Here is a 20,269-nt window from a genome sequence, read left to right on the forward strand (position 1 = left end):
GGGCTGGGTCACTGTGACACCATCGGAAACGGCAGGGCAAGTCACGCGAAACGCCGCGTCATCTGCCCGGCTCACGGCAGGTCAAGACGGGGTGCGGGATGGCGCGGGCAGAGGTGGCGTTGCGTGATGCGGTGATGGCGGATCATGATGCTTTGGGGCGGGTGATGTTCGACGCGATCCACCATGGCACAAGCGCCTATAGCGCGGCGGAGCGGGCCGCGTGGCTCCCCACACCGCCACGGGGGCCGCAGTGGTCGGCCAAGTTGGGCGGGCAGCAGGTGGTGCTGGCCGAACGGGCGGGGCAGGTGATCGGTTTTATCACGCGGGAGCGGGGCTATATCGATCTGGCCTTCATCGCTGCGCCCGCGCAGGGGCAGGGTGTCTTTCGCGCGCTTTATGAGCGGGTCGAACAGGCAGCGATCACAGCGGGCGAGAGCCGGTTGCACACCCATGCCAGCGTGATGGCGCGGCCCGCCTTTGAGGCTATGGGCTTTCGTGTTATCGCGACAGAGCGCGTCGCACGGTCGGGTGAATATCTGGACCGCTTTGAAATGGAGAAGATACTGACATGACCCCCGAAGAAATTGCCAAACTGCCCTACCGCCCTTGCGTCGGCGTGATGCTGGTGAATGCCGAAGGGGAGGTCTTTGTCGGCCAGCGGCGCGACCGGGATCAGGACGCTTGGCAGATGCCCCAAGGCGGGGTCGACAAGGGCGAGGCCGCGCGCGATGCGGCCCTGCGTGAGTTGGAGGAAGAGACCGGCATCCCCAGCAATCTGGTGCGGATCGAAGCCGAGACGACAAGCTGGCTGCCCTATGATCTGCCCCATGAACTGGTGCCCAACATCTGGAAAGGCCGCTACCGGGGGCAGGAACAGAAGTGGTTCCTCATGCGTTTTATGGGGCAGGACGATCAGGTCAATATCCAGACGGCTGAGCCTGAATTCTCGGAATGGCGCTGGATGCCCGCAGATCAACTGGTCGCGAATATTGTGCCGTTCAAGCGTGCGGTCTATGCGGCGGTTCTTGACGAGTTTGAGGAGAAGTTATGACACGGATCATCGCCTGCGCCCTCGCCGCCATGGCCCCGCTGCCCGCGCTTGCGCTCAGTTGCCTGCCCCATTCGGTCGAGGCGACCTATAAACGCGCGGCCAAGGCCGAGGAAAGCTACGTCGTGGTGCAGGGGCGTCTGACCTTTGACGCCAGCGCCCTTCCGAAGGGCGGCACCATCGGGATCAACCCGCCCGAAGAGACGCCGATCCGGGCGCAGATCAGCGGCAAGGCGCTATCCGAAGGGGGCTTTGACGTGCCCTTTGACCAGCCCTTGATGCTCAACGTTCAGTGTTTCGGCCCTTGGTGCGGCTCTGCCGAAGAGGGGGATGTTCTGGCCTTTCTCGAACGCAAACCGGATGGGGCCTATGCACTGGAAAGCAACTCCTGCGGGGGCGACCTCTTTGGCTCTCCGAAGCCTGCCATGGTGGATAAGGTGATCGCCTGTTTCCAAGGGGCGGAGTGCACGCCGGTTCGGTGATTCGGCGGCGGTCTTATGCCTCGATAAGCGGCACTTGCGGTGCCGCATCGCGCGGCAGTAGCCCTGTGAGACGCGGGTCGTCGTCGATCTCGACCTGACGGCGCACTGGGGTGAAGCCTGACCGCACATAAAAGCCAAGCGCCTGCGGGCTGTCGTTGGTGCAGGTGTGCAGGTGCAGCCGGTTGATTGGCTTTTCCCATGCCAGCGTGATCGCTTGGTTCATCAGATACCGCCCTGAGCCGCTGCCGATCAGCGCCGAGGTCAGCCCGAAATAGGCCAACTCGCAGCTGCCATCTTCGGGGAAGTTCAACTCAAGCAGCGCCTCGTCCTTGCCATCGCGGGTCAGCGTATAGAAGTCCCGCGCCGGGTCTTGCAGCAGCGCAGAGAGGGCCGCGCCATCCAATTTGAGCCGCCCGTACCAGAGCCAATCCATCCCGACACGCCGGAAAATGTCCCGAAACCAGTCGGGCGTCGGTGTGACCTTCCGAAAGGTGACACCCTCGGGCAGGGGCACCTCCCGCAGGCTGGGTTTGGCGTCCATCTCAAGATGGGTCACCACCACGGCGAGTTTGCCGGGCGGGACATCGTGAAAACCGTTCTCGATCATGGTCAGACCAGCCCTTCGGCCTTGAACAGGGCCATGATGTCAGTCTGAGGGCGGGGGCCGATGTGGCGGATCACCTCGCCCGCGCAGATGTTGCCCATGCGGCCACAGGTCTCCAGATCGCGGCCCGTGGCGAGGCCATAGAGGAAGCCCGCCGCGAATTGATCGCCCGCGCCCGTGGCATCCACCGGCACGACCTTTTCGACCGGCACGTCGACCCGTTCCGCACCCCGGACCAATGTGACCCCGTCGCCCGAGCGGGTGCAGACCACCAGCGGGCAAATCTCAGCGGTTTTGGCCAGTGCGGCTTCGGTGTCGTCGGTTTCCCAAAGGGCGCGAATCTCGGCCTCATTGCCGATGACATAGCCCAGATCGTTTTCGATCAGCGCGAGGAAGTCGTCGCGGTGGCGCTCCACGCAGAAGGGGTCGGAGATGGCGATGCCTGCCATGCCGCCGCCCGCCGTCGCGGCCCGAGCGGCCTCGCGAAAGGCGGTTTTGCCCGCCTCATGGTCAAAGAGGTAGCCTTCGAGGAACATCAGCTTGGCCTTCTCCGTCACCGCCTGCGGCACATCGGCCGAGGTCAGCCCGGTCGAGATGCCGAGGTAGGTGTTCAGGGACCGCTCCCCATCGGGGGTGACGAAGATCATGCAACGCGAGGTTGGGTTCTCGCCCTCGGCCACGGGGGCGTTGACGAAATCGATCCCGATATCGGTCATCGCCTTGGCATAGAACTGGCCCAGCTCATCATCGCGCACCCGCCCGATAAAGGCTGTCTTGAGGCCCAGCGCGCCCGCGCCCGCGACGGTATTGGCGACCGAGCCACCCGGCGTCTGCACCCGGTCTTGCATCGCGGCATAGAGGTCTTCGGCGCGGTCACGCTCGATCAACTGCATGATGCCTTTCTCGATGCCGTTGTCGGCAAGGAAATTGTCATCGGCATGGGAGATCACGTCGACGACGGCGTTGCCGATGCCAACCACTTCGTATTGGGTCATTCTGTCTTGTCCTCGTATTGGCACAGGTCACGGATGATGCAGGTGCGGCACAGGGGTTTGCGGGCTTTACAGTGATAGCGGCCATGCAGGATCAGCCAGTGATGGGCATGGCGCTGGAAATCGGCGGGAATGTTGTCTTCGATAGCGCGCTCGACCGCGTCGACCGTCTTGCCCGGTGCGATGCCGGTGCGATTGCCAACGCGGAAGATATGCGTGTCCACCGCCTGCGCGGGCTGGCCCCACCACATATTGAGCACCACATTCGCGGTCTTGCGCCCGACGCCCGGCAGCGATTGCAGCGCGGCGCGGGAATTGGGCACCTCGCCGTCGTAATCGTCGACCAGGATTTGGCTCAGCTTGATGACGTTCTTGGCCTTCTGACGGTAGAGGCCGATGGTCTTGATATGGTCGATCAGCCCCTCAAGCCCGAGATCGAGCATCTTTTGCGGCGTGTCGGCGATTTTGAACAGCTCGCGCGTCGCCTTGTTGACACCCGCGTCTGTCGATTGCGCGCTCAGCGCCACGGCCACGACGAGCGTATAGACATTCACATGCTCCAACTCGCCCTCGGGCTCAGGCTCTGCCTGTTGGAAGCGGGCGAAGATCTCGCGGATGGTATGATAATCAAGTTGGCGGGCCATGGCTCAGGGTATGCGATGAATGGCGCGGCAGGGCAAGCGGGGGCGGGGCGTGGGGTGCGATGGCGCAAGAAACGGGTCGCACGGGGGCAGGGGCGCGGCTAATCTGGTGGCATGACACAGATCGCACAGCTCTCTCCCGCGCCCGAAGATCAGGGGTACCACTATCAGGTGATGCGCCGCGCCATCGCCCTGATCGACAAGGCCGAAGACCCCAAGCAACTCGATTGGATCGCGGGCGAGATGGGCATGTCCGCCGCACATTTCCAGCGGCTGTTCTCGCGCTGGGTGGGGGTCTCACCGAAGCGATACCAGCAGTATCTGATGCTGGATCAGGCCAAGGTCATGCTGCGCGACCGTTTCACCACGCTGGCGGCGGCGCATGAATTGGGGCTGTCGGGCAGCGGGCGGTTGCATGACCTTTTCCTGCGCTGGGAGGCGATGAGCCCCGGTGAGTTCGCCCGCAAGGGCGCGGGGCTGACGATCTACTGGGGTTGGTTCGACAGCCCCTTCGGCCCGACACTGGTGATGGGCACCGACAAGGGCATCTGCGGGCTCGCGCTGTCGTCGGAAGTGGGGGAGGATGCGGCGATGGCAGATCTTTGCAGCCGCTGGCCGCTCGCCGATTTCGTGGAGGCCCCCGCGCGGTTGCAGGCATGGGTCGACGCGGCCTTTGGGCGGCGGAAAGACCCCGAGGCAAAAGCGCCGCTCTACCTTATCGGCGCGCCCTTTCAGATCAAGGTCTGGGAGGCGCTGCTGAGCATCCCCTCGGGGCAGGTGACCACCTATTCCGAAATCGCGCAGAGCATCGGCAGCCCCCGCGCCGTACGCGCCGTGGGCACAGCAGTAGGGCGCAATCCGGTGAGTTGGCTGATCCCCTGTCACCGGGCGCTGCGCAAAAGCGGGGGCTTGGGCGGCTACCACTGGGGCCTGCCGGTGAAACGCGCAATGCTCGCCTTCGAGGCGGCACGGGCAGAGGCGCAAACAGCTCCCTCTGGGCGGGTTTCTGCCGAATAGCGGTTATATGTAATGTTTTTGGGAACTTTGCGTGCCTATATTGCGTTCACGTCAAGATGCCCCGCCCGAACGGGGCCGCAAACATGAAGGCAGTAGACATGATTTCTTCGAAGATGACTTTGGCCGCCGCTCTGGCTGGCGCGATGACACTGGGTGCCTGTACGCAGCCGATGCAACCCGGCAATGGCGATCCCAACCAGCGGACCAAGAACGGCGCTTTGATCGGTGCGGGCGTCGGGGCCCTTGCCGGTGCGATTTCCGAAGGTGACGGCAAAGGCGCGCTGAAAGGCGCTTTGATCGGCGGCACGATCGGCGCGGGCGTCGGCTATTCGCTTGATAAGCAAGAGGCCGAGCTGCGCGCCGCGATGGACAGCCGTGTGGTGATCACCAACACCGGCGACCGTCTGATCGTGACCCTGCCGCAAGACATCCTCTTTGCGACCGACAGCACCAGCGTATCGCCCGCCCTGCGTGACGATCTGGCCGCGCTGGCGCAGAATGTGAACATCTATCAGAACTCCACCCTGCAAGTCGTGGGCCACACCGACAGCGATGGCGAAGCGGCCTATAACCAGCAGCTTTCCGAGCGTCGCGCGCAGGCCGTGGGTAGCATTCTGCTCTCCAACGGCGTGCCGCAGCAGCGTTTGCAGACATTCGGCCGTGGCGAAAGCCAGCCTGTGGCAAGCAACCTGAGCGCCGCTGGCAAGGCGCAGAACCGCCGGGTCGAGATCGTGATCCTGCCCAACGCGCGCTAAGCCGCAGGTTGAAAGTGACAGAGAACCCCGGCCAGTGGCCGGGGTTTTTTGTTGGCCTAAAGGTTGTCCTCGACCCTGAAACCCTTGGGGATGGCATCGCGCCCTTCGAGCAGAAGATCGGCCATGACCTCTGCCACTTTCGGGGCCATGCCGAAGCCGATTTTAAAGCCGCCATTGGCGATGTAATGCCCCGGCTTGCCCGGCCACGGCCCCAGCATCGGCGCGCGGCTACGGCTGCGCGGGCGCAGCCCGGCCCAGCGTTCGATCACCGGCGCATCTTGCAGCGCAGGCACCGCCGCGCGGGCCTTGGCGATCACCGCGTCGAGCTGTGCATCGGTGCCGTCAGGGCTGTCATATTCTCGCTCAGTCGTGCCGCCTACAGCCACCGTGCCATCCAGATGCGGGATCACATGGACCCCATCGGCAAAAAGCTGCGCTGCGCCGCCCCGGTCCAGCCGCAAGAGCGCGGCCTGCCCTTTGATGCCCGCGCCAACCAAACGCGGATGGCCCGCACTCAGCGCCTCCAGCCCCGTGACCCCAGTGGCCCAGAGGGTCAAACCCGCATCGGGCGCTTCGGCCACGATCTCAACGCCTTTGGCCGCCAGCGCCGCGACCAGTGCCGCGCAGGCGTGGCGCGGGTGGACGAGGGCGCTTAGCGTGTCGCGGATCAGCCAGCCGGTGGGGCTCTGCGGGGCCCAATCGCTGCTCTCGGCGCGGATCAACTCCCACCGGGCGCGGCCTTGCCAAAGTTCGGCTGCCGTGTCCTGCCGTTGCCGTGCCAGCGCGAGGGCCGCGTCATCCGCCACCGGCTGCAAGCGCCCGCTGCGGATATAGCCGGGCGCGCGACCGCCCTCGGCCTCGACCTCGGCCCAGAAGGCTTCGGCGCTGAGCAGGCTTTCCAGTTGAAAGGCTTTCTTGGCGTTCCAATTTTCCGGCACATGCGGCGCCAGCGCGCCCACGATCCCGCCCGAAGCCCCCGCCGCCGGTCCTGACGGATCGACCACACGGACCACCGCCCCGCGCCGGACGCAGGCCCAAGCCACCGACAGGCCAAAAATCCCGGCCCCTCTTACGGTTACATCCACCATTGCCATTCCCCGCCAGCTTGCGCAGTGTCTGCGCGACTTCTTCCCCCTCTAGCAGGACGTGCCGTGCCAGACCAGAATGCCCAGATCACGTGGCGCGCGGGCCAAGTGCCCGTCTCGACCCAGTTCGATGACCCCTACTTCAGCCTAGAGGATGGCGCGGCTGAGACGGCCTATGTCTTTCTGGCGGGCAATGACCTGCCCGAGAGGTTCCGCCCCGGGTTTCACATCGCCGAGCTTGGCTTTGGCACCGGGCTGAACCTGTTGCTTGCTTGGGATGCTTGGATGCGGGCGGGCCATGACGGGCCGCTGCATTTCACCAGTTTCGAAGCCTACCCGATGCGGCCTGAGGATATGGCGCAGGCCCATGCGGCCTTTCCCGCGCTCGACGGGCGGCGCGATGCGCTGACAGCGGCGTGGGATGGCACGGGTGGCGTGTTGGAACTGCCCGGCCTGCGGGCCGAGATCATCATCGGGGACGCGCGCGAAACCCTGCCCGCATGGCAGGGGCAGGCCGATGCTTGGTTTCTCGATGGGTTTTCACCGGCCAAGAACCCCGAGCTTTGGGGCGATGATCTGATGGCCGAGGTGGCACGCCATACCGCACCGGGCGGCAGTGCTGCGACCTATACCGCCGCGGGCTTCGTGCGCCGGGCGCTCGCCGCGGGCGGTTTTGAGGTTGCCCGCATCCCCGGCTATGGCCGCAAACGCCATATGACCCGCGCGCGGATGCCCGCATGAGCCAGTCCAACAACATCCCGCTCGGCATCATGCTGATGATCGCCACGACGATGGTCTTCGCCGTCCAAGACGGGCTGTCACGCCATCTGGCCGAGAACTACAACGTGCTGATGGTGGTGATGATCCGCTATTGGTTTTTCGCGGCCTTCGTGATCGCGCTGGCAATGCGCAAGGCAGGCGGCATCCGCCGCGCCGCCGCCACGACACAGCCCGCGGTGCAAATCCTGCGGGGCGTGCTGCTCTCGGCGCAGATTTGCACGATGGTACTGGGCTTCACCATTCTGGGGTTGGTAGAGAGCCATGCGGTCTTTACCTGCTACCCGCTTTTGGTGGCGGCGCTCTCTGGCCCGATCTTGGGTGAAAAAGTCGGCTGGCGGCGGTGGGCCGCAATTGGTGTGGGCTTTGTCGGGGTGCTGGTGATCTTGCAACCCGGGCTTCGCGTGGTGGATCCGGCCGCCGCGATCCCGCTGGCAGGGGCGGCGATGTTTGCGGTCTATGGCCTGCTGACCCGCTATGTCGCGCGGCGCGACACGACGGCGACAAGTTTCTTCTGGACGGGCGTGACCGGTGCGGCGGTCATGACGGCGGTCGGCATCTGGTTTTGGGAGCCGATGACCCCGGGCAACTGGCTGTTGATGGGCACGCTTTGCATCACCGGGGTCACGGGCCATTGGCTGCTGATCCGTTGCTACGAGGTGGCCGAGGCCAGCGCGGTGCAGCCCTTCGCCTATACGCAGTTGATCTTTACCGTGATCATCGGCCTGTCTGTCTTTAACGAGGTGCTGCGCCCCAGTGTGGTGTTGGGCGCGGGCATGATCGTGGCGGCGGGGTTGTTCACCCTATGGCGCGAACGCCTTCAACGTCGACCCGGTTAACTCTTCGCTAAAGGGGATCGGCAGCGGGTCTTTTCCCAGACGGGCGCGATAGACCGGCAGGCTTTCGGACACCCGCATGACGTAGTTCTGCGTCTCACGAAAGGGGATCATCTCGATCCAATCGACGATGTCGATCTCACCCTTGCGCGGGTCGCCATAGGTCGCCATCCAGCGCCGCGGGCGGCTGGGGCCTGCGTTATAGGCCGCCGACATCATGGAGACATTGCCGTCGAAAAGCCCCGCCATCTGCGACAGATAGGTCGCGCCAAGCCGCGCGTTGTAATCGGGGTCGGCGGTCAGCCGGTCCGTCGTGTGCTGGGCTGAAATGCCCAGATCGCGCGCCACGTCCCGCGCCGTGGCGGGCATGATCTGCATCAAACCCCGCGCGCCGACGCCGCTTTGCACATTGGGGTCAAATTCGCTTTCACGCCGCGCGATGGCGAGGGTCATCTCGGTCGCCATCGGCAGGTCTTTTTCCACCAGACTGTGCAACGCGTAATAGGGGGCGGGCACCTCCAGCCCCCGCTGCGCCGCGCGTTTGCCGATCATCACCGCGATATGGGGCTGGCCCACGTCGATCGCGGCTTGCCCCAGCAGGGCGATGTCTTCGGGGACGAGCTGCTCGGCCAAATGGGTCCAGAACCGCTCGGCGGTGGACAGCTCGCCCGAGGCTTGCAGCAGCAACCCGGCCTCAAACAGGGGCGCACGGGCCAGCGGAGAGCTGCGCCAGTCTTGTTCAGGTGCCGCGCCTGCGAGCTTTTCATCAAAGGGGAGGCCGCCCCGTTCGGCGGCCAGCAGCCCGTAGAAGGAGGTTTGGTATTTCGCCCCCATGGCATAGGCTTTCGCCGCGCCTTCGGCATCGCCCATCGCCTCCAAGGCGCGGCCCTGCCAATAGCCCGCGCGGCCTTGGCTGATGGGGGATTCCACGGCGTTGTCGTGGTTCTGGAAATGGCCCAGAGCGGTGGTGGGATCGTCCAAGAACCGCAGCGCGATATAGCCTGAGAGCCATTCGAGATCGGCATAGTTCGAGCCATCGGTCAGAAAATGCTGCGACGCCAACCGGTAGGCCCTTCGCGCATTGCCATTGCGCATTTCATCCCGCGCCAAGGCGCGGCGGCGGTTGGCCCATTTGGGGGGCTGGCCCAGGGCCTCAGCCGAGGTTGAGCGCGCCAGCATCAAATCTTTGGCATCCTCGCGCAGCCCCTTGCGGATGCGCCATTCAAAGCGGTCATGCGCCAGCCCCGGCGCATCGGCCTTTGAGGCGGGCAGGGCGTCGATCTTGGCGTTCACGTCGCTTTCCAGCTTTTGCAGGGCGATGCGGGTTTCCGCCAGCCCCCTGTCGGCGCTTGAGACCAGATCGAACATCTGCCGCGCTTCGGAATGTTCGCGCTGCCAGAGCATCTCTTCCAGCCGGGCCGCGTGATGCGGGGCCAGAAGGCTCCCATGGGCTTCGGTGAAAAGGGCCTGACTGCTGGCGTTCATCGGCATGGTGCGCCACGCCAGAACGAGGTTCGCCTCGGCCTCACCGCGCTGGCCGCTGTTGATCAGCGCCTCGGCGTGGGCCAGCACGCCGCGTGGGGTCTGCGGGGCCATGGCCGAGAAGAAATCCAGTATATCGCTCTCACCCTGTTTGATGACCGCCGCTTCGCTCTGTCGGCGCAAATAAGCCTCACCGGGCCAGTCGGGTCTGCGGTTCAGGAAATCGCGCGTGTCGGCATAGGAGCCGCGCCCGGCGCGCAGCCGGTGCCATTCGATCACATCGGCGGCGACCTGCCCGTCACGGGCAGCCAGCGCCGCGGCGGCGTCCCAATTGCCGCTGCGCATCGCATCCATCGCCCAGCCCAAAGGCCGTGGCCGCTGCGCCTCCGCAGGCACGGTCAGGACAAAAATACTCATGAGGATCGCCATCAGGCGCGTCATCGCTTGCATTTCCCACGTCTCCGAGGCTAGAGCCTTGCAACATATGGCTCGGGCGCCGTTTATCAAACCGTAGCGCCCGCAAAAGCCCTCATCCAGTCCGGTTTTCCACCGGCCAGCACTTAAGGAGCGTGCACATGTTCAAAGGCTCTCTGCCTGCCCTCGTCACGCCGTTTCGCAACGGCGCGCTGGATCTGGATACGCTCAAGAAACTGATCGAATGGCACATCGGCGAAGGGTCGAGCGGGCTTGTCCCCGTCGGCACCACCGGCGAATCCCCGACGCTGAGCCATGCCGAGCATGAGACCGTCGTCGAAGAGGTGGTCAAAGCCGTCGCGGGCCGCATTCCGGTCATCGCGGGTGCCGGGTCGAACAACACGGTCGAAAGCATCCGCCTTGCCCGTCACGCCGAAAAGGTCGGCGCGGATGCGCTGTTGGTGGTGACGCCCTATTACAACAAGCCGACGCAGCGCGGGCTGGTGGCGCATTTCACCGCCGTGCATGACTGCTGCGAGTTGCCGATCATCATCTACAATATCCCCGGCCGTTCGGTGGTGGATATGATGCCCGAAACGATGGGCGAACTGGCCGAGCTGCCGCGCATCGTCGGCGTTAAGGACGCCACCGGCGATCTGGCCCGTGTCTGCGATCAACGCATCACCTGCGGCCCGGATTTCTGCCAGCTCTCGGGCGAAGATGCCACGGCGCATGGGTTCAACGCCCAAGGCGGCGTCGGCTGTATCTCGGTCACCGCCAATGTCGCGCCGCGCCTTGTGGCGCAGATGCAGGCCGCCTGTCTTGAGGGCGATTATGCCAAGGCGCTGGAGTTGCAGGACCGTCTGATGCCGCTGCATAAGGCGATCTTTACCGAACCGGGGCTTGTGGGTGTGAAATACGCCATGTCGCGGCTCGACCTCTGCTCGGACGAGGTGCGTCTGCCGCTCACGGAACTGACCGACCCGACCAAGGAACTGGTCGATGCGGCCCTGCGCCATGCGGGGCTGATGAACTAAGTCTAATTTAAACAGGTTGGCCGATACGAAGAGGGGGTGGAGACACCCCCTCTTTTGCGTTCAGCGTTTGCCGTAGTAAAGGCCGACCACATGTTCGGCTTGGGCAAAGAACAGCCAGCGCGCGGTCAGCACCCCTGCCGCATGGCTCAGCACCGCGAGGCCGGCGGCAAGGTGGTGAAACACGGGCGAGAGCAGCAGCAGCAGCGGCAGGAGCACCATCAACGCAATCGCGATCACCCGCAGTTTCAGCGCATGTTTGCGCCCGATCTGATAGACGAATTCCCGCAGCAGATAGTTGCTGCCGGTATGGGGCGGCTCAAAGGCGCGGACGCTGCCCTGCGGCCCCAGTTGCGTCGCGCTCGCGATATCGCTGTTTGAGGCGGCAAGCGCCCGATCCCCGCGCCACCATGTGGCGATCTGCACCGCCCCGGCCAGCGCCAGCAGGATCATCGCCGCCGTCACCTGCCCCGCCAGCAGGGCACCGCCCGCGATGCTGAGCGATAGGAAATTCAGCGGCGTCATAACGCTGTGCCAGCGTGGCACGGTCTTCATCTGGGTATAGATCATCGCCGTGGTCAGCACCGTGAGCAGCGACAGCGCCGCACCGATCACCCCCAAGGGCCAAAGCCGCGTGTCGTAGAACACCAGCCCCGCGCCATAGGCGGCCATGACCAGCAGCGCCGCGACCGAGGCCCAAGCCTCGCGGCTGAGCCAAGAGCTGCGCCACTGGGTGAAAGCCTTGAGCGCGCGTTCCGGATGGCCGAGGTGAAAGGTCGAGGCGATGAGCCCGCCCACGGCCAAGAGATAGGCCAGCGCGAAGAAGACGAAGGCCACCCAGCCGGTCACCGCAGGCAGGCCGATCCCGAGCCATGCAAGCAGGCCAAATCCCATGCCCGACAGGCTGCTGAACAGAATAACGGAAGGCGCCGGATGCATCAGAGCTTCTCCAAAGTGCGGTCAAGCCAGCCGAGAAAGCCCTTCGGCCCCTCGTCCACCGGAGCGAGGAAGGGGGCGAGCACGTCGATCTCGCCTTGGGGAGGACCAAGCGTGTCACGCGGGCGCGGCGGCAGGTATTTGTTGACCGGTTTGGTGCCCTGCTCGGGCATCAGGTCTAGGCCACCACGCTCTGCCACCAACTGGCTGACAGCGCTGTCCGGATCGCCCAGATCGCCGAAATGCCGCGCGCCGGCGGGGCAGGTGCGCACGCAGGCGGGCTGGCGGTCTTCTTCGGGCAGGTTCTCGTTGTAGATCCGGTCGACGCAGAGAGTGCATTTCTTCATCACGCCCGCGGCCTGATCCATCTCGCGCGCGCCATAGGGGCAGGCCCAGGCGCAGAGGCCGCAGCCGATGCAATCGCTCTCGTTGACCAGCACGATGCCGTCCTCGACCCGCTTGTAGCTCGCCCCCGTCGGACAGACGGTGACGCAGGGCGCGTCTTCGCAATGCAGGCAGGATTTGGGGAAATGGACCAGTTGCGCCGCACCCGCCTCGGGCTGGACCTCGTAGCTGTGCACGCGGTTGAGGAAGGTGCCCGACGGGTCGCCGCCATAGGCGTCTTGGTCCGACAGCGGTGCGCCGTAGTTTTCGGTGTTCCAGCCCTTGCAAGAGATCACGCAGGCATGACAGCCGACGCAGGTGTCGAGGTCGATCACGAGGCCGAGTTTGCGGTCGGTCTGTTGCGGGAGCGTGGTCATGTCTGGCGGTCCTGAAGGGTCGTTCTCGCGGCGCGGGGGGCGAAGGGGGTCATTTGCCCACCTTCCACGCGATGTCGCGCGGCGCGGGCGGGACAGGCGAGCGTTGCGGCGGGATTTCCGGTTGTGCCTCGGCGGGGGCCGCGGTCTTTTCAATATGGACCTTGAGGTCGAACCAGGCGGCCTGCCCGGTGATCGGGTCGGAGTTGGACCAGCGCAGGCCATCGCCCTTTGGGGGGAGAAGCTCGTGGATCAGGTGGTTGAGCAGGAAGCCCTTCGTCGCCTCTGGCGCGTCGCGGTCCAGCGCCCATGCGCCCTTGCGCTTGCCGATGGCGTTCCATGTCCAGACGGTATGGGGGTTCAGCGCGGCCATCTCCATCACCGGCACGGTGATCCCGCCATGGGGAGAGGTCACGCGCGCCCAATCGCCGTCCTTCAGACCCTTGGCCCGCATGATCGCCGTGGGCAGGTAGAGCGGGTTGTGCCCGTGCAACTGCCGCAGCCAAGCGTTCTGGCTGCCCCATGAATGGTACATCGCCATGGGGCGTTGGGTGAGGGCGTGAACATCGTAGCCCTGCGTGCCCTCGGGGTCGCTTTCGTACCAATGGGGCAGCGGCGTCATGAACTGCTTGATGCGCTCGCGCAGATGCTCCGGGGGCTGGCGGTCGCCGTGGCCCTCGGCGGCCAGTTGGAAGCGGCGCAGCGGCTCCACGTAGAGCGAGAAGAGATAGGGTTGGGGCGCGTCGTAAATCCCCATGCCCACGGCCCAGTCCTGATAGGCGGCGTTCCACGGTTTGTAGTATTGCGCCTCAGCGGGAATGTGATGGGTCGAGAAGCCGCCGTTCTCGATGTAGCGGTCGATCTGCTCGGGGTTCGGGGCGCCGCGGCCACTTTGGGTGCCGTCTTCCCCGCGAAACCCGGCCAGCGGGCCGATGCCGGGGCGGCGTTCGTGGTTGGTGATGTAATCGGCGTAGTCGCGGTATTTCTGACTGCCGTCGTCATTCACGAACCCGGGCAGGTCCAGCCGCGCGCCGAGATCGCAGAGCACCGATTGGAAGCCGCGCACGTCGCGGTTGGGTTCCACTACAGGCCAGCGGATCGCGTCGGCGGCGGCGTCGGCCTCGCTGATCGGGCGATCGAGGAGCGAGATGCAATCGTGACGCTCCAGATAGGTCGTGTCAGGCAGGATCAGGTCGGCATAGGCCACCATCTCCGACGAATAGGCATCGGAATAGATGATGCGCGGAATCACGTAGTCGCCGTTCTCATCGGTGTCGGTCAGCATTTCCATCACCCCGCCGGGGTTCATGGAGGAGTTCCACGACATGTTGGCCATATAGAGAAACAGCGTGTCGATCTTGTAGGGATCGCCCGCATGGGCGTTGGAAATCACCATATGCATCAGCCCATGGGCCGACATCGGGTTCTCCCATGTAAACGCCTTGTCGATCCGCGCGGGGCTGCCATCGGGGCACAGTGCCAGATCCTCGGGGCCTTGCACGAAACCCAGATGCGGCCCGTCGAGCGGCCCGCCGGGCGTGGCCTTGCAATGGGGTTTGGGATGCGCCGTGGCGGGCTTGGGGTAGGGCGGTTTGAACCGGAAGCCGCCGGGCACTTCAACGGTGCCGAGGATGATCTGCAGCACATGCAGCGCGCGGCAGGTCTGGAAGCCGTTGGCATGGGCCGAGATGCCGCGCATGGCGTGGAAGGACACCGGGCGGCCGGTCATCTTCTCGTGACGCTCGCCGCGGAAATCAGTCCAGGGCTGGTCAAGCTCAAAGGCCTCGTCGAAGGCCACGCGCGCCAGTTCGGCGGCGATGGCGCGGATGCGCGGCGCCGGGATGCCGCAGCGCTCGGCTACGGCCTCGGGGGTGTAATCCTCTCCGAGGTATTTTTCGGCCATCTTGTGGAACACCGGGCGGTGGGTGATCCCGCCCGCGCGGTAGGTCGCGGAAAGGTCGGGGCGGACGCCGAGTTGGTCGAAGGGGGTGAGCTTGCGGGTCTTGCGGTCGATCACCAGCGCTTTGCCGTCCGCGTCGCGCAGTTGCAGGCCGAACTCGGGCGACTTCGGGTCGCCGTTCAGCAGCACCGGCGCATCGGTGTAGCGCGCGAGGTAGTCTAGATCGATGCGACCGGCCTTCATCAGGCAGTGGATCAGCGACAGGATGAACAGCCCGTCGGTCCCGGGCGTGATGCCGACCCAATCGTCGGCGATGGCATTGTAGCCGGTGCGGATGGGGTTCACCCCGATCACCCGCGCGCCGCGTTTCTTCAGCTTGCCCAGTCCCATCTTGATCGGGTTGCTGTCGTGATCCTCGGCCACGCCGAAAAGCATAAAAAGCTTTGTGTGGTCCCAGTCGGGCTGGCCGAACTCCCAGAAGGCGCCACCCATGGTATAGATGCCCGCCGTGGCCATATTGACCGAGCAGAAGCCGCCATGCGCCGCGTAATTCGGCGTGCCAAAGGCCTGCGCCCAGAGCGAGGTGAAGCTCTGCGACTGGTCGCGCCCGGTGAAGAAGGCGAGTTTCTCTGGCGCCTCATGGCGTAGCGGGGCAAGCCAGCCGGTGGCGATCTCAAGCGCCTCGGCCCAGCTGATGTCCTCGAATTCGCCTGAGCCGCGAGGGCCTACGCGTTTCATCGGGTTGCGCAGCCGCGCCGGGGAATTGTGCTGCATGATCCCGGCCGAGCCCTTGGCGCAGAGTACGCCGCGGTTCACCGGGTGGTCGCGGTTGCCCTCGATATAGGCGACCTTGCCCTTCTTCATATGCACGTTGATGCCGCAGCGGCAGGCGCACATGTAACAGGTCGTGCGGCGGACCTCGTCCGAGACCTTGGGCGACAGATCGAGCGGCGGCTGGGAATGCGTCATGAGGGGGCGGGGGCTTTCAGCAGGGCAAGCGCTTGGCGCGCGATATGTTTCTCTTCGGCGGCGGGGATGACCCATGAGGGAATATTTCCCGCCCAGCGGAGGTTTGCAAGAACCTTTTCCCTCGCCTCGGAATCGTTCTCGCCAATCCCGCCGGTGAAGGCGATGCCGTCGATCCCGCCCATCGCGGCGATCATCGACCCGGCCTGACGGGTAATCCAGTAGCAAAAGTGGTCGCGGGCAAAGCGGGCGCTTTCGCTGTCGCTTTCCGCCAATTGCCGCATGTCGGCGGTCTGGCCCGACAGGCCGAGCAACCCGCTTTCGTGGTGCAGCAGTCTCTGCGCGGCTTCCAGTCCGAGATCGTCCACCAGATGCAGCACCGCGCCCGCGTCGATCTCTCCCGCGCGGGTGCCCATGGTCAGCCCGCCCAAGGGTGAGAATCCCATGGTCGTGGCGACCGAGCGGCCCTCGCGGATCGCGCAGAGCGACGCGCCATTGCCCAAATGCAGCGCCAGCAGGCGGTCGGGCAGGGGGGCGCCGGTTTGGGCGGTGAAATTCCGCACGAGGCTTTCGTAGCTGATGCCGTGGAAACCGTAGCGGTGCAGGGCGGCGGTCTGGGGCTTCTCGGGCAGCGCGTAGCGGCGCGCCACGTCCGGGTTGGTGCGGTGAAAGCCGGTGTCGAAAGCGGCGAATTGCGGCAGCTCAGGCATCAGTGCGGCAAGGGCGTCGATGGCGCTAAGGTGATGCGGGTTGTGCAGCGGGGCCAACGGTTGCGCCGCGGCGATGGCGGCGCGCACGGCGGGGGTGACTTCCGTTGTCTCGGCCAAATCCGGGCCGCCGTGCACCACGCGATGCGCGGCGGCGCTGAGGTCAGCGGTCGCGATCCCCGCGTCACGCAGCCCCGCCAGAATGGCGGTGAAGGCGGTGCGGTGATCGGGGAGCGTAAGAGCCCGTGCCGGAGCCTTTCCGACACGCAGGGCGCCGGACTGCCCGATGCCCTGCGCCTCGATCCGCAGGGTTTCAGCCAGCCCGCCGTCAAAGACCGCCGCTTTGATCGACGACGAGCCTGCATTGACGACGAGCACCAGCGGCATGGCTCAGGCTCGTTGCGGGCGCATGTCATCCCGGCTGATCCCGGCGACGGAGACCGGTTTCTTCATCGCGTCGCGGCGGAAGGGTTCGCCCAGTTCCTGGTTGAGCAGCACCTCAATGAAAGTGGTCTTGCCGTCATTCATCTGTGCCTTGATCGCGCGGTCCAACGCCTCGGTCAGTTCCTCCATGGTCGAGACCTGCACCCCCTCGACCCCGCAGGCCTTGGCGATCCCGGCGTAGCTCACCTCCTGCGCCAGTTCGGTGCCGACGAAATTGTCGTCGAACCAAAGCGTCGTGTTCCGCTTCTCCGCGCCCCATTGGTAGTTGCGAAAGATCACCATGGTCACGGCGGGCCAGTCGTCGCGGTTCACGCTCACCATCTCGTTCATGGAAATGCCAAAGGCGCCGTCGCCGGCAAAGCCCACGACGGGCGTGTCCGGGCAGGCGATCTTAGCGCCGCAGATCGCCGGGAAACCGTAGCCGCAGGGGCCGAAAAGCCCGGGGGCGAGGTATTTGCGCCCCGCCTCGAACGTCGGGTAGGCGTTGCCGATGGCGCAGTTGTTGCCGATGTCGGAACTGATGATCGCCTCCGTCGGCAGCGCCTTCTGGATCGCGCGCCACGCCATGCGGGGCGACATTTTTTCCGGCTCGCGGCTGCGGGCGCGTTCGTTCCATGTGGTGCCGGGGTCGTCATCTTCGTGGTCCATCGAGGTCAGTTCCTGCGCCCATGCGGATTTTGTCTGGGCAATCACATTGCGGCGTTCCTCGCGGCCCGCGTCACCGGCGCTCTCGCTCAGCCGGTCGAGGAGGCTGCGCGCCACCTTGCCCGCATCGCCCACGATGCCGACGCTCACCGGCTTGGTCAGGCCGATGCGGTCGGGGTTGATGTCGACCTGAATGATCTTGGCCTCTCGCGGCCAATAGTCGATGCCGTAGCCCGGCAGGGTCGAGAAGGGGTTGAGCCGCGTGCCGAGCGCCAGCACCACATCTGCCTTGGCAATCAGCTCCATCGCCGCTTTCGACCCGTTGTAGCCCAATGGCCCGACCGAGAGCGGATGCGAGCCGGGGAAGGCGTCGTTGTGTTGGTAGCCGCAGCAGACCGGGGCATCCAGCCGCTCGGCCAACTGCCGCGCGTCGTCGATGGCCCCACCGATCACCACGCCCGCGCCGTTCAGGATCACCGGGAACTTGGCGTTCGAGAGCAGTTCCGCCGCCTCGGCGATGGCGGTCTCCCCGCCCGAGGGGCGCTCGAATTCGACGATGGCGGGCAACTCGATGTCGATCACCTGCGTCCAGAAATCGCGGGGGATGTTGATCTGGGCGGGGGCAGAGTGGCGCTTGGCTTGCAGGATCACGCGGTTCAGCGTCTCGGCGATGCGGCTGGGGTCGCGGACCTCCTCCTGATAGGCGACCATGTCGCGAAAGAGCGCCATCTGCTCGACCTCCTGAAAACCGCCCTGACCGATGGTCTTGTTGGCGGCCTGCGGGGTCACCAGCAAAAGCGGCGTGTGGTTCCAGTAGGCGGTCTTTACCGGCGTCACGAAATTGGTGATGCCCGGCCCGTTCTGGGCCACCATCATCGACATCCGCCCCGAGGCGCGGGTGTAGCCATCGGCCATCATGCCCGAATTGCACTCATGCGCGCCGTCATAAAAGGTGATCCCGGCGGCGGGGAAGAGGTCGGAAATCGGCATCATGGCCGAGCCGATAATGCCAAAGGCCGTGTCGATCCCATGCATCTGAAGGGTTTTGACGAAGGCTTCTTCGGTGGTCATTTTCATCGCGCGATCCTTTGGGCATGGGGCAAAGCTATCGGCAAATTACGGGCAGGTGCAGGCCGGGGTTAGGGCCAGAACTGCGCCAGCCCTAAGGCCAGATCAGCGCAGGCGGTCAATCTCTTGCGCGATCAGCCCGACGCCCTCTTCGATCCGTGCGGCGGGGATCGAAGAATAGGCCAGCCGGTAGAAATTCGTGGCCTTCTCAGCCCCGGCGAAAAAGGCATGTCCCGGCTCCAGCAGCACATCCTGCGCGCGCAGGTTTTCGGCCAGTTCCGCCGTGTCCACGCCCTCTGGCGCGCGCATCCAGAAGGACGAGCCGCCATAGGCCCCCCGGCCCGAGACGCGCAGACCGTGGGTCTCTAGCGCCGCGTCCATGACCCGGCGGCGTTCGTGCAGCGCCAGCCCCATGCGGCGGATCTGAGCGTCGTAATGGCCAAGCGACAGGAAATAGGCGGCAGTGCGCTGGATATGCCCCGGCGGGTGCCGCAGGACCGAGGCGCGCAGCGCGCGGGCCTCACGGATGAAGGGTTCGGACCCCACCAGATACCCCAGCCGCAGCCCCGGAAAGAGCGATTTGGAGAAACTGCCAACATAGATCACCCGCCCCTCGTCATCGAGCGATTTGAGCGCGGGCGAGGCGGGTTTGAGAAAGGACATCTCGAACTCATAGTCATCCTCGACGATCAGCGCCTCCAGCGCGCGGGCGCGGGACAGCAGCGCGCGGCGGCGGTCCATCGGCATGGTCGCATTGGTCGGGCATTGGTGGCTTGGGGTCGCGAAAATCACATCCGTATCGGGGGGGATCGCCTCGGGCGGGAGGCCGTCTTGATCCACCCGCACGGGCGTGATGTGACAGCGGGATTGGCTGAGAATACCGCTCAGCGCCGGATAGCACGGGTCTTCGAGCACGGCGCGCCGACGTTGGGTCAGCAGCACCTGCGCGGTCAGCCAAAGCGCGTTTTGCGCGCCGAGGGTGATAAGGATCTGCTCGGGCCGGGCCGAGACGCCGCGCCGGGGCAGGATATGGCGGGCAATGAACTCGATCAGCTGCGGGTCGTCCTGATCGTAGTAATCGGTCGTCATCGAGGTAAAGTCGCGCTGGCCGAGGGCTTGCAGGGCGCAAAGCCGCCAGTTGGCGTGGTCAAAGAGCGTCGGGTCGGCTTGGCCATAGATGAACGGGTAGCGGTAGCTGGCCCAATCCTGCGGTTTGGCGGCCAACCCATTGGCGCTGAACCGCTGCCCGATGGCGCGGGTCCAGTCGATGGCGTCATCCGCCTCGGCCCGGGGGGCGAAGGCGGGCGGGGCGGGCGCGTTGTCCGAGACGAAATACCCCGACCGCCCGCGCGAGGTGAGGTAATCATTCGCCAAAAGCTCGGTATAGGCGATGGTCACGGTGATCCGGCTGACGCCGAGATGCGCGGCGAGCCTGCGGGTCGAAGGCAGCTTCTCCCCCCGCTGGAACCGGCCCGAGAGGATGCCTTGGGCGATCATCTGCTGGATCTGCTGTTGCAGGGTGCCTTGCGCATCGGGGCGCAGGAAAAAGGTTTCAACGGGCAGGGCCATGGGGCGAAGGTTAGGCTGGCCTTAGGGGGAGTTCAATCTGGCATTACGGCTGGCCGAATTTATCCTCGCGGCCGCGCCCGCACTTCCCTTCGCCCGGCCCCTCGCCTAG

Annotated in this window: 19 protein-coding genes; 8 read left to right on the forward strand and 11 right to left on the reverse strand. The window is 65.2% G+C overall.

Translation table 11 applies throughout. The features are described 5' to 3' along the window. Positions 1 to 98 precede the first annotated feature (98 nt). From ACGYLQ_RS01745 to ACGYLQ_RS01755, 3 genes are read left to right on the forward strand one after another with little or no spacing between them, the layout of a single operon-like run. Complete coding sequence (locus tag ACGYLQ_RS01745; protein WP_394440018.1) at positions 99 to 572, forward strand: GNAT family N-acetyltransferase; 474 nt, start codon at positions 99 to 101, stop codon at positions 570 to 572. After that, a complete protein-coding gene (locus tag ACGYLQ_RS01750; protein WP_394440020.1) occupies positions 569 to 1,051 on the forward strand; it encodes an RNA pyrophosphohydrolase in 483 nt (160 codons plus the stop codon). The genes ACGYLQ_RS01745 and ACGYLQ_RS01750 overlap by 4 nt, the downstream gene beginning before the upstream one ends. Next, entirely contained in the window at positions 1,048 to 1,530 is a 483-nt protein-coding gene (locus tag ACGYLQ_RS01755; protein WP_394440021.1) for a hypothetical protein, read from the forward strand. Before ACGYLQ_RS01750 ends, ACGYLQ_RS01755 begins: the two co-directional genes overlap by 4 nt. Positions 1,531 to 1,543: 13 nt before the next feature. Here the strand turns inward: ACGYLQ_RS01755 and ACGYLQ_RS01760 are convergent, their stop codons facing one another. The 3 genes from ACGYLQ_RS01760 to nth are packed head-to-tail and all read right to left on the reverse strand — an operon-like array spanning position 1,544 to position 3,770. Continuing rightward, complete coding sequence (locus tag ACGYLQ_RS01760; RefSeq protein WP_394440023.1) at positions 1,544 to 2,137, reverse strand: GNAT family N-acetyltransferase; 594 nt, start codon at positions 2,135 to 2,137, stop codon at positions 1,544 to 1,546. Between the two features lie 2 nt (positions 2,138 to 2,139). Then, a complete protein-coding gene (locus ACGYLQ_RS01765) occupies positions 2,140 to 3,129 on the reverse strand; it encodes an adenosine kinase (RefSeq protein WP_067261159.1) in 990 nt (329 codons plus the stop codon). Next, positions 3,126 to 3,770: an endonuclease III gene (gene nth, locus ACGYLQ_RS01770; RefSeq protein ID WP_209216671.1), complete on the reverse strand. Its 645-nt coding sequence runs from the start codon at positions 3,768 to 3,770 to the stop codon at positions 3,126 to 3,128. Before nth ends, ACGYLQ_RS01765 begins: the two co-directional genes overlap by 4 nt. A 111-nt stretch (positions 3,771 to 3,881) precedes the next feature. Here nth and ACGYLQ_RS01775 point away from each other — a divergent pair, with 111 nt between their 5' ends. Both ACGYLQ_RS01775 and ACGYLQ_RS01780 read left to right on the forward strand, forming a co-directional pair. Beyond that, positions 3,882 to 4,784 (forward strand): methylated-DNA--[protein]-cysteine S-methyltransferase, encoded by a 903-nt coding sequence (locus tag ACGYLQ_RS01775; protein WP_394440025.1) that lies wholly within the window; start codon positions 3,882 to 3,884, stop codon positions 4,782 to 4,784. 98 nt (positions 4,785 to 4,882) lie between these two features. Further along, positions 4,883 to 5,539 (forward strand): OmpA family protein, encoded by a 657-nt coding sequence (locus tag ACGYLQ_RS01780; protein ID WP_394440027.1) that lies wholly within the window; start codon positions 4,883 to 4,885, stop codon positions 5,537 to 5,539. Positions 5,540 to 5,595: 56 nt separating this feature from the next. Here the strand turns inward: ACGYLQ_RS01780 and ACGYLQ_RS01785 are convergent, their stop codons facing one another. Further along, positions 5,596 to 6,633, reverse strand: coding sequence for an NAD(P)/FAD-dependent oxidoreductase (locus ACGYLQ_RS01785; protein WP_394440029.1), 1,038 nt, complete (start codon positions 6,631 to 6,633; stop codon positions 5,596 to 5,598). 57 nt (positions 6,634 to 6,690) lie between these two features. On the opposite strand from ACGYLQ_RS01785, the gene mnmD reads away from it, so the two are divergent. Further along, positions 6,691 to 7,365 carry a tRNA (5-methylaminomethyl-2-thiouridine)(34)-methyltransferase MnmD gene (gene mnmD / locus ACGYLQ_RS01790; RefSeq protein WP_394440031.1) on the forward strand — a complete coding sequence of 225 codons (675 nt, stop codon included), beginning with the start codon at positions 6,691 to 6,693 and terminating at the stop codon, positions 7,363 to 7,365. Then, positions 7,362 to 8,240: a DMT family transporter gene (locus ACGYLQ_RS01795; protein ID WP_394440033.1), complete on the forward strand. Its 879-nt coding sequence runs from the start codon at positions 7,362 to 7,364 to the stop codon at positions 8,238 to 8,240. The genes mnmD and ACGYLQ_RS01795 overlap by 4 nt, the downstream gene beginning before the upstream one ends. Here the strand turns inward: ACGYLQ_RS01795 and ACGYLQ_RS01800 are convergent. After that, complete coding sequence (locus ACGYLQ_RS01800) at positions 8,205 to 10,169, reverse strand: lytic transglycosylase domain-containing protein (RefSeq protein WP_394440035.1); 1,965 nt, start codon at positions 10,167 to 10,169, stop codon at positions 8,205 to 8,207. The two genes, ACGYLQ_RS01795 and ACGYLQ_RS01800, sit on opposite strands and share 36 nt — an antisense overlap. A gap of 125 nt (positions 10,170 to 10,294) precedes the next feature. Here ACGYLQ_RS01800 and dapA point away from each other — a divergent pair, with 125 nt between their 5' ends. Further along, positions 10,295 to 11,170 carry a 4-hydroxy-tetrahydrodipicolinate synthase gene (gene dapA / locus ACGYLQ_RS01805; RefSeq protein WP_209216660.1) on the forward strand — a complete coding sequence of 292 codons (876 nt, stop codon included), beginning with the start codon at positions 10,295 to 10,297 and terminating at the stop codon, positions 11,168 to 11,170. A gap of 60 nt (positions 11,171 to 11,230) precedes the next feature. Here the strand turns inward: dapA and ACGYLQ_RS01810 are convergent, their stop codons facing one another. The 6 genes from ACGYLQ_RS01810 to ACGYLQ_RS01835 form a co-directional block, all read right to left on the reverse strand. Then, entirely contained in the window at positions 11,231 to 12,106 is an 876-nt protein-coding gene (locus tag ACGYLQ_RS01810) for a dimethyl sulfoxide reductase anchor subunit family protein (protein WP_394440037.1), read from the reverse strand. Beyond that, positions 12,106 to 12,864 carry a 4Fe-4S dicluster domain-containing protein gene (locus tag ACGYLQ_RS01815; protein WP_394440039.1) on the reverse strand — a complete coding sequence of 253 codons (759 nt, stop codon included), beginning with the start codon at positions 12,862 to 12,864 and terminating at the stop codon, positions 12,106 to 12,108. Before ACGYLQ_RS01815 ends, ACGYLQ_RS01810 begins: the two co-directional genes overlap by 1 nt. Before the next feature lie 49 nt (positions 12,865 to 12,913). Further along, complete coding sequence (locus tag ACGYLQ_RS01820; protein ID WP_394440041.1) at positions 12,914 to 15,730, reverse strand: molybdopterin oxidoreductase family protein; 2,817 nt, start codon at positions 15,728 to 15,730, stop codon at positions 12,914 to 12,916. Next, positions 15,727 to 16,821 (reverse strand): acetate/propionate family kinase, encoded by a 1,095-nt coding sequence (locus ACGYLQ_RS01825; RefSeq protein WP_394440043.1) that lies wholly within the window; start codon positions 16,819 to 16,821, stop codon positions 15,727 to 15,729. Before ACGYLQ_RS01825 ends, ACGYLQ_RS01820 begins: the two co-directional genes overlap by 4 nt. 3 nt (positions 16,822 to 16,824) lie before the next feature. Then, complete coding sequence (xsc, locus tag ACGYLQ_RS01830) at positions 16,825 to 18,600, reverse strand: sulfoacetaldehyde acetyltransferase (RefSeq protein ID WP_394440045.1); 1,776 nt, start codon at positions 18,598 to 18,600, stop codon at positions 16,825 to 16,827. Between the two features lie 96 nt (positions 18,601 to 18,696). Next, positions 18,697 to 20,160 carry a PLP-dependent aminotransferase family protein gene (locus ACGYLQ_RS01835; RefSeq protein ID WP_394440047.1) on the reverse strand — a complete coding sequence of 488 codons (1,464 nt, stop codon included), beginning with the start codon at positions 20,158 to 20,160 and terminating at the stop codon, positions 18,697 to 18,699. Between the last annotated feature and the right edge of the window lie 109 nt (positions 20,161 to 20,269).

Origin of the sequence: Sulfitobacter sp. 1A12779 (assembly GCF_043557315.1) — a bacterium.
In the GTDB taxonomy this organism is placed as follows: Bacteria; Pseudomonadota; Alphaproteobacteria; order Rhodobacterales; family Rhodobacteraceae; genus Sulfitobacter; species Sulfitobacter faviae.